The following is a 16809-nucleotide window of genomic DNA, read 5'->3' on the forward strand; positions in this document are numbered from 1 at the left end:
TATTTTATATAAGTATAGGAAAAATCAAAAAGAAAAACACATCCATGATGTGCTTAAGCAAGTGGTTCTCAAAGTTCAAGATATACTTTTGGATTATCTTCTTTTAATAATGCTGCATCAACATATTTTTTATCCACAATTACAGAGAAATTATATTCATCAAATCATGAATCAGACATTGAGTAAACCCCTTTGTTCCCTGATTTATCACCTCAAGAGTTTTCCACTTTTCATGCTACAGGTTTACCTTCAGCAGTTTTAACTCCAACAAAAGCCATAGCGTGATTTAATGAAGAGTTAAATAGGTCAATTCTTGTAGATTTATCAAATTCATTTACTGGTGCGAATAATTCATCAAATAAGTATAATTCAGGATCTAACACACCTGATTTATTATCTTTAAATGGATCAATATCACATCCAAATCATACTGGAACATTATCTTTTAATGAAGCAATAACAGCTGATTTAATTACATCAAGTGAAGCATTAATCATTGATACTTCGCTGTCTTGATAAATTGAATTTTGGTATTTTAAAATGTATTTTGTTCCTTGTGAATAAATTCCTCTAGGATCGTGAATTAAATCAACTTTATTATCAAAATCACTTCCCACAAATTTATCAAAGAATTCTTTAGGTGTTACATTAGCAACTTTTTGATATTTGTCATCTTTATCTTTGTATTCATAAGTAAATACTTTAGGGGGACGCCCTAAACATTTAGACACAATATCATAAACTTCGTATAAAACTTCTTCACGGTATTGGTGTAATGCTTGTAAACTTTTACCTTCAGCGTGCATTTTTCTAAGGTTAGCAAAAGCTTGTTTTAATCTAACATCAATTTGTTCATTCATGTCAGCTGTATTTCCTGAGTGGAATGTTTCAGGCATAATGCTTTTTGGAACTGCTCCATATTTTCTAAGTAATGATGCAAATCATTCTCAGTATCCACCATCTGTAGCTACTGAACCATGAACTAAGTGATAAATTAATCTATCATCTTGTGCTTTATCAACGTTTTCAATTGCTAAATTTAAAAATGTATTAGCTTTTTCGAGCTTATCATAGAATGCAAAGTAATTTTGTGAAAATTCAAATGTTTTAACATTTAAGTTTTTCATTGCAGCTACTCTAGCCATATTAAGTGAAGCAAAAATTCAGCATCTACCACTAGAATTTTGAGATGTAATATCTCCAAGTGTAGTTTCGATATCAAATACGAAATCATGTTTAATTAAAACTTCATGATTAATGCAAGTGTTTTTGATACCGTTTTTAATAACAGCATTTTCAATTAATTTGTTATTTGATTCATGTTCATATTTTTGGGCAAATTTATTTAATGTTTCAAATTTTAATTCCATTTTGTCTCCTTAATTATTAAATTTATTTTTATGTTTTATTTAAAATGATTCATAAAAATTTGTAGTTGTTTAAGTTAATACTTAAATTAGTACTATTATAAACTAATTACATTTTTATAGCTCGTAAAATTGGTTAAATAAAAACAAAATACAATAAATGCACTTTGCTTTTGAAATTTTAAGCCACTTTAGATTCAAGCAGTTGATAAAATTCAACTTCAGAAATGACTTTTACACCTAAATCTTGGGCTTTTTGAGTTTTGCTTGCTCCAACATTATCCCCAGCAAGTAAATAATTAGTTTTCTTATTTACGCTTTTTTGTGCAATTCCACCATTTTGTTCAATAAGTTTTCACATATCATCTCTAGGAATTGATAATGTTCCAGTTACAACGAAATTAAGCCCTTCCAGTAAGTTTGTTTTAACGCTTTCATCTTTGATATAAGTTAATTTAGAATCAAGTTTAATTAATTCATTTCTATTTTCTTCTTTAGAAATAAATTCACGAAGAGATTCCACGATTTCAGGTCCTATAGTATTGATTAAAAGTAAATTTTCTAGTGGATAAGAAATTAGTTCCTCTAAATTAGAAATATTATTTGCAATTAATTTCGCAACTTCTAAGCCTATGTTCTTGATTCCGAGACCAAAAATAACTCTGTAGAGTTCTACATTAGAACTTTTAATCAAACTATCTCTAAGGTTATTCATTCTAAGCTCTTTGAAATTAGTAACTTGAGACATTATTTCTTCTCTATGTAAATCCAAATCAAAAATTGACGCGAAATCACTTACAAATCCTTTTAAATAAAGTTCTTCAACAAGTTTTTCACCTAGCGAAATAATATTTAAAGCATTTCTAGAAACAAAGTGAATTAATTTCTTAATTTTCTTAGATTCACAATCATCATTTTCGCAAAATTGATCCACAATTCCTTCGAGTTCTACTAATTGTGAACCACATTCTGGACAAGTTAAAACTTTTGGAAATACTCCAGCAACTAATTTTTCTTTTAAATCAATAATTTTAGGAATAATTTCACCTGATTTTATTACTACAACCCTATCTCCTAGGTTTAAAGATAAATTTGTAATAAAGTCATAATTGTGTAATGTTGCTCTTTGAACTTTAGTTTGGTTTAATTCTACGGCTTGATCAAATTCAGCAACATAAGTAATTTTTCCAGTTCTTCCAACTGTAGTAATTATTTTTGAAACTATAGGATAGGCTTCTTCAGTTTTATACTTATAAGCAATTGCATAACGAGGGAATTTTGCTGTTTTTCCAAGCTTATCTCAGTATTCAAGTTCATTAAGTTTAATAACGAAACCATCACAGTCATATTGGAAGGAATCTTTTAAACTTTCAAATTCACTAATTCTACTTGTAATAGCATCTAAATCTTTTTCTACATAAGAAACATCATGGGTTGGAAGTCCTAACTCTTTAATGAAACTTAACACTTTATTTTGATGATAAATGTTGTGATCCAGTGGATTAACAATGTCGTACATAATAACTTGCAATTCACGTTCAAGCAATAATTTAGAATTCTTTTGTCTTAATGTACCTGCAGCCATATTTCTAGTATTAGCAAATTGCACTAATTTAGGTTCAACAGGGTGAGTTGCTTTTTTACCGCTAGTTATTTTAGCTTGATATTCTGGAAGTTTAATATTAATATATTCATCAGCTTTTGTTTCATATTCTTCATTTAATTTTGCATTTGTTTCAAGCAAAGTTTGTTTTGAAACATAAATTTCACCTCTGATTTCAATATCTTTTTGGTAAGGTATGCTTTTAGCTATTCCTTTAATCAAAATAGCATTCTTAGTAACATCTTCTCCTTCTTTTCCATCCCCTCTAGTTACAGCACGAATTAATTTACCTTGCTTATAAATTAATGAAATTGATAAACCATCAATTTTAGGTTCAAGATTAAAATCAGTATCATAACTAGGAAGTTCCGATTTAATATCAGAGACAAATTTTGCAATTTCTTCAAAACTATAAGCTTTCGCTAAAGATAACATTGGTTTTTGGTGTCTGTATTTAGGAAAATCAATCCGTGGTACTCCTCCTATTTTTTTAGTTGGAGAATCAGGTTGAATTAAATCTTTATACTTAATTTCTAACTCTTCAAGTTCTCTAAGTAATTGATCATAAATATAGTCTTCAACTTGAGGATTATCCAAATTATAGTAAGCATTATTTAGTTCATTTAAATAATTAGTTAAGTATATTATTCTAGCTTTAGCTTGCTCTTTGCTTGAGATTTTTTCATTATTTTGTGTGTTTTGTTTCATAGTAAATTAATTATATATTGTTTTAATTTTGCTTAAAGTTTATATTTAAGCAAATAAGGTGCTTAATTGCTAAATTTTGTGAAAGCTTTTTGCTGCATTAAGATATAATTAAACTATTAGAAATGAGGAAAAATGAAATTTGAAACTAAAGAAATTAAGCTATCACATGATGAATGAATTAAAGCTCAAAGTGATGCATTACAATTCTTAGAAAGAAATAAACAACAAGATCAAAAAATTAATCAAGCATTAATTTTACAAACTGCTGCTGATCAAGTTGTTGCGGTATATAGAAATACTGAAATGCAACAACAAAATGCACAACACAAAGATAAAATTTACTTCCTTCCAATTGTGAGTGATTTAAAATTCACAATTGATGAAATTAGTTTTAATTTTAAAACATATTATGAAGATAATTTAGAAGCATATAGTGTTGAAATTAAACCAAATGCAGAATTTAAATTACCAAGTGATTTTGCAGATAGAGTTAAAGTGTTTACTGAACAATTTATGAGCAATTATAAGTTTAGAATTCCATCTTCACAAGAAACAATTAATAGTGGGGATAATGTTGAATTTAATATTAAAGTAGTTGGAATGAATGAAGAAGCACAAAAATTTGTTGCTGTAGCAAGCCTTGAAGGAGCAAATCCAGTCGAAAAAGCTCTTGTAGGTATGAAAGTGAATGAAACTAAACAATTTAATGAAATGGGTAATACTTTTGAAATTACTCCACTTGTAATTTACCATTATCAAGAAATGCCTATTACAGAATTAAATGTACATTTACTTAATATTGCAAATATTAAAACTTTAGAGGATGTTAAAAACCATATTCATGAAGTTACTTTAGAACAAACTGTAAATGATGAAGCTTTTTCTTATGGAGATAAAATTGTTACACAAATTTTAGAAAACAATAAAGGTATTTTTAAAATCCCAGAAGATTTAGTAGAAAATGATTTAAAAGAATTTGCTTTTTCAGATGAATTTAAAGGAGATAAATACGAAGTTGTAAAATCTACAATTGAAAATTACTTCTGAACAATTCTTATTATGAAACATTTTGACTTTACAATTTCTCAAGAAGATGTCAATAATGAATTTGAAAAACTTGTTAGAATTGTTGGACAAGCTGAAGCACAAAGAATCGGTGCGCAAAGATTATCAAACATTTTCTTATTTAAAAAGATCGCTGTAGTATACCTTGAAAAGTATCAAAATGATGATTTTAAAAAATATGAAAAATATTTAAAAAATTATTTGTCTAAATAAAAATTGGTGTTATAATATTTCCAGTGGTTATAGCAGAGGGGATCACCTGATACCATTCCGAACTCAGTAGTTAAGCCCTCTAGTGCCGACGATAGCAGAGATGTGAAAATAGGGAACCGCTGTTTTTTTATACTTTTTTTAGTCAGCTGTGCTGGCTTTTTGTTTTTTTAGTAACATAGTTATCCACAAGATATTTATTACTAATTTATATTAGCAATAAACAATTAGTTTTAGTCTTTGCTTATAGTTGTATATATCATTTTCTAAAAGACTTCCATAAAATGGTTTTTTATATTAAAAAAGAATATGATTATATTATGAAGAAAAATAAATTAATTTTAACATCCGGAGTTATTACCTCATTTATTAGTATTGCTCCTTGTATTTCGTGTTCTAAAATAGAAAAAGAAACAAAACCAATTAATATTCTTCCTCAGCCTGCAGAGGCTACTGAAATTGAGAAAATTAATAATAAACTATTAACTATAACTGGATTAAATTCTAAACTAGATAATAATATATCAACTTTGTTTGACATCAAAGGATTAAATGATGTTATAGATTTTGTTAAAAAATATACATATACGAGTTATGTTAATAATTTAAAGAAATTAATTAGTGATATTAATATCAAAAATATAAAATTTGATAGTTTATCTAAAGAAGATAAAATAAAATATTGGGCTCAAATCAATATAATTAATAATTACATTAATTATTTTATTAATAAAGAAATATTACATTCATATCAGCCTATCGCAGTTCCTGCAGAAGCAAATTATCCTATTATTGACTTTGAAACAAAAACTAGAAGTATAAAAGAAACTATAAATCCTATTAATATTGACCAATTAGATAAATTTTTACCAACTAATAATAAAAGTGAAATTAATATAAAACAAAATACTATCAATTATATAAATAAACATAAACCAGATCTTAAAACAATTTGAAATCAGCAAGCATATAACATTCTTAAAAATCATAAAGAAATAGAGTTAAATCTATTAAAATGTTTAGATTTAGAAACCCTAAATAATAATCAAAAATTTGTAAATAAAGATTTTTGAGATGTTGAAAACAATTGATATATCCAAAACATAAATAATAATGTCATTGATAAACCATCTTGATACCCTAAATATCAAATTAAAAATAACAAACTATTAACTGATTTAATTTGAAATAATAATCTTGTTTTTGCACCTCTTGCATATTGAAGCAATTCACAATCTAGCAATGTTGCAGATAGTATTTCTATCCAAGAATTAAAATTAGATAGTAATAATTTAAGTGAAATTTATAATAGTGATGTTTTATCTTTTCAAGCAAAGAAATCTTTAAGAGATATTTTTGAAAAATCTATTGCAAACAACAATATTCTTTTACACGAAGATTATGATGCAATCACAAAATACATTAATTCCAATCCTGATATTAAGGTTAAGTTTTACAAAATATCAACCCCACTGAATGTTAGTGATAACACCGATATAAGTTTTAATTTCTTTCCGGGGATTAACAACCAATTATTTATTACCTATTTACCACAAAAATATAAATATTTAATGGGCGATTATACTAATAATGATTTAATAGATTATTCCGAATATAAAGCACATTATTCAAATATTTTCGCACTGCAAGCTGAAAGATTTTTAAATAAAAAGATTTTTAATGCATCAGATTATTTAAAAGCTATGCAAAAGTATATAAATCAAGTATTTCAACCTGATAAGCAACTACAAATAAATCCACAAGAACCTATCGAAACTAAAGAATATATTATCCCTATTATTGATGATGATAAACAATTAGAAATACATTTTAATTCACTACATAGCATTGATGAATTATCATCATTTGCTAGTCAAATGGAATTAAGTAGTTTTATCTTAAATTTTAAGAGCAATGCTGAAAATAAATTAGATAATTCAAATTACTTATCTCTAGAAAAAATAGGTCCCAACTTAATTGAATATTATAATTTCTTAGATCCTGATATTTTAAAAGCTTATGGTATTTCAAAAGATAAAGTTAATGATTATTCAGATATCAGTATTGACTTACAAAGTATTTATCCTAAAAACTAATAATATAAAAAAGTTATATTTAACTTAAAAAAATATAAAAATATAACTTTTTTTATATTTATTATATAATTTATATGTAGAAAAAAGGAGAAAATTATGTTACATGAATCTAATAAAAAACAAGTACATGAAGCTTTAGCTTCAAAACCATCTTTACTTCTTGAAGTATTTTATGCTTCATGATGTGGACCATGTAGAATGTACAAAGGTTCACTTGAAGAATTAGCAGAAAAACATGGTGTAGAAATCTATAGAATCAACATTGATGAATCTAGAGATTATGCCGCTGAAGCTCTTGTAAGTTCAATTCCATTTACTAGAGTTTACAGAGATGGACAATTAGTATCTACCTTTTTAGGTTACAAACCATATGGAGAGCTAAAAGCAATCCTTGGATTATAGTAAACAAAAAATGAGCTAGAAATCCTAGTTCATTTTTAATTTAACTTTTCTACTAACGGGAGTAATTCTTGCAATTTATCCACAATTCTTTGTTGTCCTGAGTTTCGGAGTTTTAGTTCAAAAAATCTGTAAAAATTCAAATTAATTAAGATTTATATATCTACGATATATGGATTTTTAATTTACTTCTAAAAAAGTCCTTTTATTTACTTGTATTACTTGTATAAAATGGTATAATATAGACATGAAAAATAAGTTTATAGTTATCAAACACAAAAGAAAGAATCACACATATATTTCTATTGCAACATCAAATGGTTATGGAAAAGGATATGGTAACCAAGTTGGTATTGGTAGATTAGAAAAATTAGAAGAGCTATCATCAAATCCGATAAATGTAATAAAAAATGTTTGTGAAACATTATCAATTACTAATTTCAAAAGAAAAAATCAAGCAAAGTATTATGTTTGCATTAAATTCTTCAAAAACAGAAGTTTACAATGTAAACTATGGGATAAATATCCTTTATGATTTGATTAATAAATTTGAAATATTTGATGCACTCCCAAAAACAAGACATAAAGAGCTTAATAAAATTCTAAAATACACAATTGCAAGCAGAATAATTGATGCAAATAGTTATATTTCAATACATAAAAATAAGTATAAATATGAAGATGCTCCAAACACTAGCAAAGATAGTTATTATGCCTTATTAAATCTTATCTATGATAATAAAGAAAACTTATTAAAAAGAATTAACGAAAAAGTTATTAAAAATACATCAAGAAAAGTTGAACTAGTTTTCTATGATTCAACAACTATGTATTTTGAAAGTTTTTCACGTTTAGGTCTTAGACATAGTGGTTATTCAAAAGATGGAAAATTTAAAGAAGACCAAGTTGTTGTCGGTATGGCTACAGATGAAAATGGTATTCCCATTCATATCGAAACCTTTAAAGGAAATACTGCAAATTCTAAAACTTTCATTCCTTTTGTATTAGAAATGAGCAAAATTTATGAAATAAAAAATGTAACAATAATTGCTGATATAGGTATGTCTACATCAAGTAACATAAGATTTTTAGAACAAAAAGGGATAAATTACATAATTTCTTATCGTTTAAAATCGGGTGCAAAATCATTTAAAGATTTTGTTTTAGATGAAAGTAACTATGTAGGTAATGAAAACTTTAAACACAAAGAAGAAACAATTGTTTCTCTATACAATAAAAAACGTCCTAATGGAAAATTAAGACGTAGAATAGTTACATTTAGCAAAAAAGAGCTTTAAAAGATAAAGCTGATAGACAAAACTTAATTGATAATTTTAATAAATTGAAAAACAAAAATGGATTAGTTGAAACCGGTAAATTAACTGGTGGAAAGAAATACAAATTCTTCAAAAAAGTAGGTAAAGCTTTTTATGAATTAGACTATAAAAAGGTTCAAGAAGATAGTCAATTTGACGGTTATTATATTTATGAAACTTCGAGAATGGATTTAACGTCTGAAGAAATTGTTGAAATTTATGCAAAACAATGACAAATTGAAGAAAACTTCAGAACAATGAAATCATCATTACAAGTTAGACCTATGTATGTTTGAACAGATAAACATATTGAAGCACATATTTTATTATGTTTTATGTCTCTTGTTATCATGAAATTTTTACTTTACTCAGTTAACAAAACTCTAAAAGATACTGGTGTAATCGATAGATTTTCAAATGAAAGAGTTATAAAAGCAATTAAATCAGCTGAAAAAGTTGTAAAAGTTGTTGATGGTCAAATAAAAGAAGAAATTTATATACGAAATACTCAAAATTCAGATTATATTTCTGATTTCGAAACAATACAAACAATATTTTCAAAAATTGTACAAGTAATTTAGACATAAAAAATACGAATAGCCCTATTTTTAAGGACTATTCGTTTTTTAAACCTTTAAAACTCCGAAACTCAGGAGAGTTTACAGAGATGGACAATTAGTATCTACCTTTTTAGGTTACAAACCATATGGAGAGCTAAAAGCAATCCTTGGATTATAGTAAACAAAAAATGAGCTAGAAATCCTAGTTCATTTTTAATTTAACTTTTCTACTAACGGGAGTAATTCTTGCAATTTATCCACAATTCTTTGTTGTTCTTCAAGTGGAGGGAGGGGGATAAGGATTTTTTCAATTTTTTCTTTTGATAAGTTTTTTTGTACTGTTCCTTCTGCTAGTTTAAACATTTGGTTTCTTATATTCATTACATAATACATTAAGTACTTATTCATTTCATCTATATATAATGAACAAGCGCAACATGCCTGATTAGTTGTTGCTTCTATATCTAAAATAGATACTTTTCCTGCTGTTGCTGTATACATAGCTACAACAATAGTTCCTTTTTTATGTAAAACTAAATTACATTCCGATACAGCTTTTTCTGTTATCAACTCAGATGTTTTAGTTAAAACATCATCATTTAAGTCACCACTCTTTATTCAAGGAATACTTCCTTCAAAATAATATTCCTTTTTTGTTCTCAATGGAGTGCTTCCTGATTTTCATATACCAATTTCCCCTAATCTCACTCAAGTTCAATTATTAGGTATCTCAAAAGGTATTTGTTCTGATATATCTATAACTTTATTATTTACTTTTTCATATCATTTATTATTGTCTTTATAAATAAATGAAGAAGTTTTAGAAGCTTTTAATTTCTTTTCTTTTATTAATTCTTCTTTAGTATTGCTTATATCCTCAAGTAATTTACTTACAGGTGTATCACTGTCTAATTGCTTAGTTATTTTTCCACTAATAGCATAATTAAGTAGAGATTTCTTTAGATTAATAGGAAAAGTTTTATCTAACTCTTGTAAAGAGTTATATAACTCAGTATACTGATTAATTAAAGGTAAAATATCATTTAATTTATCTACTATTCTTTGTTGTTCTTCAAGTGGAGGAAGGGGGATGAGAATTTTTTTTAAATTATTTAAAGAAATCCCTTCAATAATACCAGTTAAATTCGATTTAAATTGGTTGCTAAAAAATGATGCTTGTAATAAATTAAATAGATAATTGATTTCTCCTTTGTAAAGACTGAAATTAGCTAATTTATTACCGAAATACACATTTTTATTTGTTAAACCTATTTTTCTACCAGCAGAACCACCTTCGACACATAAAAGAACTGAAGGAGCTTTTGATAATTTAAAAATCTTTTGATATTCTAAAGGAATTTTAATACCATTTTCATAGTTTATTTCACTATCAAAAGATATGTCTTTAGTCGCAATATATGGAACACCTTCTTCAATATTAGTTAAATTTTTAGCCTTAAATGTAGCATTAATACTATCTCCAGTGTAAATATTTGCAATAGTATCTAACCTCACTCAAGTTCAATTATTTGGTATCTCAAAAGGAATCTCTTCTGAAATATCCGCAACTTTATTATTTATTTTTTCATATCATTTATTATTTTCTTTATAGATAAATGAAGAAGTTTTAGATGGTTTTAATTCATTATTTTGAATTAATCTTTGTTTTTCATTTTCAATATCCTCAAGTAATTTGCTTACAGGTGTATCACTATCTAATTGTTTAGTTAGTTTTCCACTAATAGCATAATTCAGAATTGATTTTTTAAGTTGTTCTGGGGTCATTATTTATCCTCTAAAGTAATTCCTAAAATATTACTAATTTCATCTAATACATTAGAAATTTTGCTGTTAATTTGATTTCTTTCATTTGTATATTTAGCAATTAATTCTTCAGGTTGCAATATAACTTCTTCAACATGTGGAACACCACATTGATCTAAATTGTAATTTAGTTCTTTTAACTCTTCAGTACTAAATCTTTTAGCTTTGTTATTCCCATCATTATCTAAAATATCATGTTTATTTTGAATTCACTGAGAAACTTCATCAAAGTGTTCTAATTTAATAGGTTTGGTTTTAGAAAAGGCTTTATACCCTTTAGGCATATCCATTCTGTAGAATCAAACTTCTCCATTAGAAGGTTTTTTCTCAAAGAATAAAATATTAGTAGCTATTGAAGTATAAGGAGCAAATACACTTCCAGGAAGTCTAATTATTGTATGTAAGTTAAATTCACTAAGCAGTTTCTTTTTCAGATTACTTTTTGCATTATCTGTTCCAAATAAAAATCCATCAGGTAAAATAACAGCTGCTTTACCATTTTTCTTTAAACGATACATAATTACACCCATGAAAAGATCAGCTGTTTCACTTCCTCTGATATCAGAAGGGAAATTATCTTGTATTTCTTTTCTTTCACTTCCACCATAAGGAGGATTCATTAATACCACATCGAATTTTTCTTTTTCACTATATTCTCTAACATTTCTTTCAAGTGAATTTCCATGCAAGATATTAGGAGAGTCAATATCATGAAGTAATAAGTTTGTTATTGCAAGTAAATGTGGAAAAGGTTTTTTCTCAATACCATAAAAGTTTTGTAAATAACTTCTATCAGCTGCAGAAGTTACTTTTTTATCTAAGTATTTAATACTTGAAGTTAAAAATCCTCCAGTTCCACAAGCAAAGTCGGCAATTGTATCTTTTAAACTAGGATCAACAACTTGCACAATAAAATCTGTTAATGCTCTTGGGGTATAAAATTCTCCAGCATTACCTGCATTTTGGATATCTTTTAAAATAGATTCATAAATATCCCCAAATGCATGACGATCGCTTTTACTATCAAGTTCTAATTCATCTACTATATTAATAGCTCTACGAAGAGCTACACCATCTTTCATATAGTTGTTTGCATCAGCAAATACATCTAGAACTATTCTTTTCTTAACAGGGTCGTTATCTTTAACTTCTAAGTTTTTTAATGTAGGAAATAATTCATTATTAACAAAGTTTAATAATGTATCCCCAGTCATATCACTTTTAGCTCAATTTCTTCATCTATACTTCTCTGGAATTATAGAAGTATAATTTGGTTCCAGTATTTCTCATGTATTAGCTTCTTTAGCATCATATACTTTAAGAAATAACATCCATACCATTTGCTCAATTCTTTGTGCATCACCATTAATACCAGCATCAGCACGCATAGTATCTTGCATTCTTTTAACAAAATTACTTATACTCATGATTCTCCTTTAAATAATTATTTTTAATAAGTTATTAATTAATTCATTATATTTATCTCTACCATCAAAGATTTCAATAATCTTTTTCATTCCGCCATAATTGCTAAGCGGATCTAATTCAAGTGTTTGTAAACTAATTAAATCATTAATACCATTTTCTAAATATTTATCTAGTAACTTATCAACAACTTCTTGTTGTTGTTCATTTAAAGAATTAAATAATTTAGACTCTTTAATTAGTTTAATATTACCTTGTTTAGTTTTAGGTAAAACATTATAAGAAATAAGTCTGATAATATCAAAATTTTCAATATTATCATTGATATTTTTATAATCTTTAATTAAATCAATATTTAACTCAGCTTTTGCAATTAAATCATTAATAAATAGTGGTTTTCTAGCTATATCAAGAGAAAGCAAAGCATTATTAAACTCTTCTAAAGTAGGATATATATTTAGAACTCTTTCTTTAGCTAATTCAAGATATTTTTCACTAGTAAGTGCAAAATCTTCACCCAGTGTTAAAACATTTTTATTAGTTACATAAACCTTTTCACCATCTACAACATTTTTTACTCTAGGAGCAAAATCTCTAGATTCAAATGCTTCCGATATTACACTATTAACACTAGATAATTTAGCGCTATAAATTACATCTGGTAAAGCAAAGAATTCATCATTTTTAAGTAAATCAGTAGATTTACCAAAATCCATAATTACAAAATTAGTTTTATCTTTGAATTCTTGTTGCATTTCTTCATTTTGATAAATAAATACTCTAGTTCCTCTACCAAGAATTTGTTTAAGTTTAATATCAGATTTAACTTCTGTATCTAAAACAATTAACTTAACTGTTTTAGTATCTACTCCAGTTGAAAGCAACTCAGCTGTAGTTGCAATTACAGGATATTTTTCAAACGGATCACAGAAGTTCTCAATTTGTTTTTTACCTTCTTCATCATTTGATGTAATCCGAACAATATAATCTTTAGATAACTTATTAGCTTTAGACATTTCTTCAGCATTCATTTCTGCAAGTGCATCACGCATATCTAAAGCATGTTGATCATTTTTACAAAAGACAATAGTTTTAGCATACGGATCATACTTTTGTAAATAATTAGTTATCTCTCTAGCTACTGTTCTATTTCTTTCTTTATAGAAATAACTTCGGTTCATTTGACCTTCACTTGGGGCTTGTTCAATTAATACACCATTATTATCTACTTGTCCAACTGTATTTGCAGCCTTCTCAACATCATCCATTTCAATTTGAAAAATCATATATGGTGCTAAATATCCATCATCAATTCCTTCTTTTAAAGAATAGGTATAAATAGGATCGCCAAAATATAATCTATTAGAAGTGTCTTCACTTTCTTTTGGTGTTGCTGTTAATCCTATTTGAGTAGCTGAATCAAAATATTCTAAAATATTTCTTCATTCAGAGTTTTCATTTGCTGAACCACGGTGACATTCATCAATAATTATGTAATCAAAGAAATCTTTTTTGTAATTTAATAAAGGATTTACATTATCTTTAGGGGTTAATTGTTGATATAAAGCAACATAAATTTCAGCAGCTGTATCATATCCATACTTTTTATCATTAACAATACGAATTAATTTATTTCCAAAACTAGAAAAACTTTTCATAGTTTGGCTAGCAAGTGCATCCCTATCACATAAGAATAATATTCTAGTATTTGGCTTATTAGCATTAATTGCTTGGATTATTCTTTTTGCAACAAATGTTTTACCAGTACCTGTAGCCATAACTAGTAAAATACGCTTTTGACCATTTGCTATAGCATTTAAAACACTATTGATAGCTCTTCTTTGATAATATCTAGGTTTGTTACCATTTGAATCACTTACGGAAGCTTTATAGTTAATAAAATCTAAGTTTTCAGCTTTGATATTTTTTTTAATTTCTAAAAATCTTTGAGTTAATTCTTCACGAGAAGGAAACTGATTTAATTCAATATCTCTTTCTTGGTAAGTATCCCCATCAAAAATAACTTCTCTAAATCCATGACCACTAGAAGCATAGCAAAAAGGAACATCTAATTTCTTAGCATATTCTTTAGCTTGTTGAATACCTTCGGAATCATCATATTTAAAAGCTTTAGCTTCAACTACAGCAAGTAATTGACCTTGTTTAGATTTCAAGACATAATCAGCTTTTTTAGGATGTTTTCTAGTTGTTGTTTCAGAATTAGTAATAATTTTTCCATCTGAAATTGGAAATTCCATTTCAATACTATCTTTTCAGTTTTTAGATGGTGATTCCAATACAGGAGTTATATAAATTCTTTTTGTATCTTCTTCGCTTAAATTTAAATCTTTTTGATTCATTTTAACCTCATTATTAATACTTAAATTTTACTTTATTCTAAAGTAAATATATGCAGAAATAAATACTGAAAATTAATTTTTTTATTTAATTTCTACTTATAATTTTTATATAAGGAGGTTATATGCTTTTTGATGTGATACTTTATTTAACAATAGGTTTTATTTTTAAAAGCGAAAACATGCTGTTTTACTATCAAATTTATAGATTCCGTAGAGGTCTCTTGTGAAATGAAACTAAATTACAACAACTCTTTTTTGATGGAACTTGAGAAGTATGAAAAAGAATACGAAATAAATTTATAATTCCGACATTTATTTATTGTATTTCCATATTTTCAATTTTAGTAATACTACTAATAGTGTTTATATCATTAAATATTTCTGCTGGTCAAATTGTATGTACAGCATTATTATTTCTCAATATTATGTCATTAATAATTGTGGCTGTTTATTATCAAATTTATGTTAGAAAACCTAAAAAATTATTAAAAGAATGAGAAAATCTTAATTCAAGTTTTCCGAATGAAAAATTATTTGATAATAAATTAGATTTAAATAATAATCAAGCACAACAAATTGATTTAATTTTTGGTAAGCATAAATTCATTTATTTAAAAGATTCAGAATTTTATAATTATAAATATTCAGAAAGACCTTTAAATCTATCCATCGGTGGTGGTCATGTTTGATTTTTTCTATCAAAAAGCTATAAAGTTAAAAACAAAAAATATTTTATTTATAAATATATTATTCTTAGCAAAGATAACTTATTTTTAGATGGATATGATTTTGATCCTCATATGTTAATAGATAATTACAAAACCTATGTACTTGAAGAGAAATAATTCGCAAGCATTGCTTGCATTTTTTTGACAAAAAAACGATCCTTACGGACCATATGGTGCCGACAACTGGACTCGAACCAGCGACCCCTTCCTTACCATGGAAGTGCTCTACCTGCTGAGCTATGACGGCAATTACATTAATAATATAATATCAAAATATTATTAATGTAGCATTATTTAATCTATGATTTTTAGCTCTTCTAATAAAGCTTTAAAAGCATCAAATCCAACTATTCTGACATTTCTTTCAATAGCTTTTTTGTACTTATTTGTAGGAGTAGACATATCTCCATAAACAACAAATGATGTTGCTTTTGAAACTGTGTTCATTACTCTACCACCATTAGAAGTAATTATATTTTCAATACTACTTCTACTATAAGGCATATTTCCTGTTAATACAATATTAAATTCTTCTAATAAATTTGAATCCATAATTCTAGCTGTTAAATCTGGTTTATTATTTTCAACAGTATAATCATAACTTATTACTCTTTTAGCATTATTTACCTGCGTGCTAGGTTTAAAAGTTAATTTTTCATAAACTTTTTGTGTACAAATAACATCCGCAAGAGCTCTATGATTTTGTTCTGCTGAATATTTAATATCATAATAATCACATAAATGACCTAGAGTATTTCTAGGTAAAGATAAATTTTGCCGAGCTAAATATAATGTATCTATTAATTCATTTTTAATACTACGAGATAGTTCTTTTTGTGCAAAATAATCTAAAAATCCATAGTCAAAATTTATAATATTATGTCCAACAAGTGGAAGGTCTTGAATAAAATCTAAAAAATCTGCAAGTACATATTTAACATCACGTTTTCCATGTAACATCGCTTTTGTTATATGAGTTTTTTGTGTAATAAAAGCTGGTAAATCCCCTTTAATACAAATTAATTCAGAAAATTCATCAACAATCTTTCCATCAATTACTTTAATTGCAGCGATTTCGGTAATTTCACAATTTTTCGGTGAAAGACCGGTAGTTTCAATATCAAGTACTATATAGTTCTTTTCCATAA

The 16809-nt window shown here is 26.5% G+C and carries 13 protein-coding genes, 1 tRNA gene and 1 rRNA gene; 8 read left to right on the forward strand and 7 right to left on the reverse strand.

Translation table 4 applies throughout. The annotated features are described in order from the left end of the window. Window positions 1-53 precede the first annotated feature (53 nt). Window positions 54-1370, reverse strand: coding sequence for a C1 family peptidase (locus Q8852_RS04275; protein ID WP_305937938.1), 1317 nt, complete (start codon window positions 1368-1370; stop codon window positions 54-56). A 178-nt stretch (window positions 1371-1548) separates the two neighbouring features. Beyond that, window positions 1549-3678, reverse strand: a complete 2130-nt coding sequence (gene ligA / locus Q8852_RS04280; RefSeq protein WP_305937939.1) for an NAD-dependent DNA ligase LigA — start codon at window positions 3676-3678, stop codon at window positions 1549-1551. Between the two features lie 132 nt (window positions 3679-3810). On the opposite strand from ligA, the gene Q8852_RS04285 reads away from it, so the two are divergent. The 7 genes from Q8852_RS04285 to Q8852_RS04315 all read left to right on the forward strand — a co-directional run bounded on the left by Q8852_RS04285 (window position 3811) and on the right by Q8852_RS04315 (window position 9345). Next, window positions 3811-4956 carry a trigger factor-related chaperone gene (locus Q8852_RS04285; protein ID WP_305937940.1) on the forward strand — a complete coding sequence of 382 codons (1146 nt, stop codon included), beginning with the start codon at window positions 3811-3813 and terminating at the stop codon, window positions 4954-4956. Window positions 4957-4975: 19 nt separating this feature from the next. Continuing rightward, a 5S ribosomal RNA gene (gene rrf, locus Q8852_RS04290) occupies window positions 4976-5081 on the forward strand. 192 nt (window positions 5082-5273) lie between these two features. Further along, window positions 5274-7049 carry a hypothetical protein gene (locus Q8852_RS04295; RefSeq protein WP_305937941.1) on the forward strand — a complete coding sequence of 592 codons (1776 nt, stop codon included), beginning with the start codon at window positions 5274-5276 and terminating at the stop codon, window positions 7047-7049. A gap of 96 nt (window positions 7050-7145) precedes the next feature. Next, window positions 7146-7451 carry a thioredoxin family protein gene (locus Q8852_RS04300; protein WP_305937942.1) on the forward strand — a complete coding sequence of 102 codons (306 nt, stop codon included), beginning with the start codon at window positions 7146-7148 and terminating at the stop codon, window positions 7449-7451. 244 nt (window positions 7452-7695) lie between these two features. Then, complete coding sequence (locus tag Q8852_RS04305) at window positions 7696-7992, forward strand: hypothetical protein (protein ID WP_305937943.1); 297 nt, start codon at window positions 7696-7698, stop codon at window positions 7990-7992. Continuing rightward, complete coding sequence (locus tag Q8852_RS04310) at window positions 7916-8746, forward strand: IS1634 family transposase (protein WP_305937944.1); 831 nt, start codon at window positions 7916-7918, stop codon at window positions 8744-8746. Before Q8852_RS04305 ends, Q8852_RS04310 begins: the two co-directional genes overlap by 77 nt. A gap of 44 nt (window positions 8747-8790) precedes the next feature. Then, window positions 8791-9345, forward strand: a complete 555-nt coding sequence (locus Q8852_RS04315; protein WP_305937945.1) for an IS1634 family transposase — start codon at window positions 8791-8793, stop codon at window positions 9343-9345. Between the two features lie 192 nt (window positions 9346-9537). Here Q8852_RS04315 and Q8852_RS04320 read toward each other — a convergent pair whose 3' ends face one another. The 3 genes from Q8852_RS04320 to hsdR are packed head-to-tail and all read right to left on the reverse strand — an operon-like array spanning window position 9538 to window position 14933. After that, on the reverse strand, window positions 9538-11109 hold the full coding sequence (locus Q8852_RS04320; protein WP_305937946.1) for a restriction endonuclease subunit S: 1572 nt from the start codon (window positions 11107-11109) through the stop codon (window positions 9538-9540). Further along, window positions 11109-12575 carry a class I SAM-dependent DNA methyltransferase gene (locus tag Q8852_RS04325; protein ID WP_305937947.1) on the reverse strand — a complete coding sequence of 489 codons (1467 nt, stop codon included), beginning with the start codon at window positions 12573-12575 and terminating at the stop codon, window positions 11109-11111. Before Q8852_RS04325 ends, Q8852_RS04320 begins: the two co-directional genes overlap by 1 nt. Before the next feature lie 9 nt (window positions 12576-12584). Then, the gene (hsdR, locus tag Q8852_RS04330; RefSeq protein WP_305937948.1) at window positions 12585-14933 is read right to left on the reverse strand and encodes an EcoAI/FtnUII family type I restriction enzme subunit R; all 2349 of its coding nucleotides are present in this window, start codon (window positions 14931-14933) and stop codon (window positions 12585-12587) included. A gap of 122 nt (window positions 14934-15055) precedes the next feature. Here hsdR and Q8852_RS04335 point away from each other — a divergent pair, with 122 nt between their 5' ends. Next, on the forward strand, window positions 15056-15778 hold the full coding sequence (locus Q8852_RS04335) for an MAG0920 family protein (RefSeq protein ID WP_305937949.1): 723 nt from the start codon (window positions 15056-15058) through the stop codon (window positions 15776-15778). 54 nt (window positions 15779-15832) lie between these two features. Here Q8852_RS04335 and Q8852_RS04340 read toward each other — a convergent pair. Both Q8852_RS04340 and Q8852_RS04345 read right to left on the reverse strand, forming a co-directional pair. Then, window positions 15833-15908, reverse strand: a tRNA-Thr gene (locus Q8852_RS04340). Window positions 15909-15955: 47 nt separating this feature from the next. Next, window positions 15956-16807: an exonuclease domain-containing protein gene (locus tag Q8852_RS04345; protein WP_305937950.1), complete on the reverse strand. Its 852-nt coding sequence runs from the start codon at window positions 16805-16807 to the stop codon at window positions 15956-15958. Between the last annotated feature and the right edge of the window lie 2 nt (window positions 16808-16809).

Source organism: Mycoplasma seminis, assembly GCF_030718845.1.
GTDB lineage: Bacteria > Bacillota_I > Bacilli_A > Mycoplasmatales > Metamycoplasmataceae > Mycoplasmopsis > Mycoplasmopsis seminis.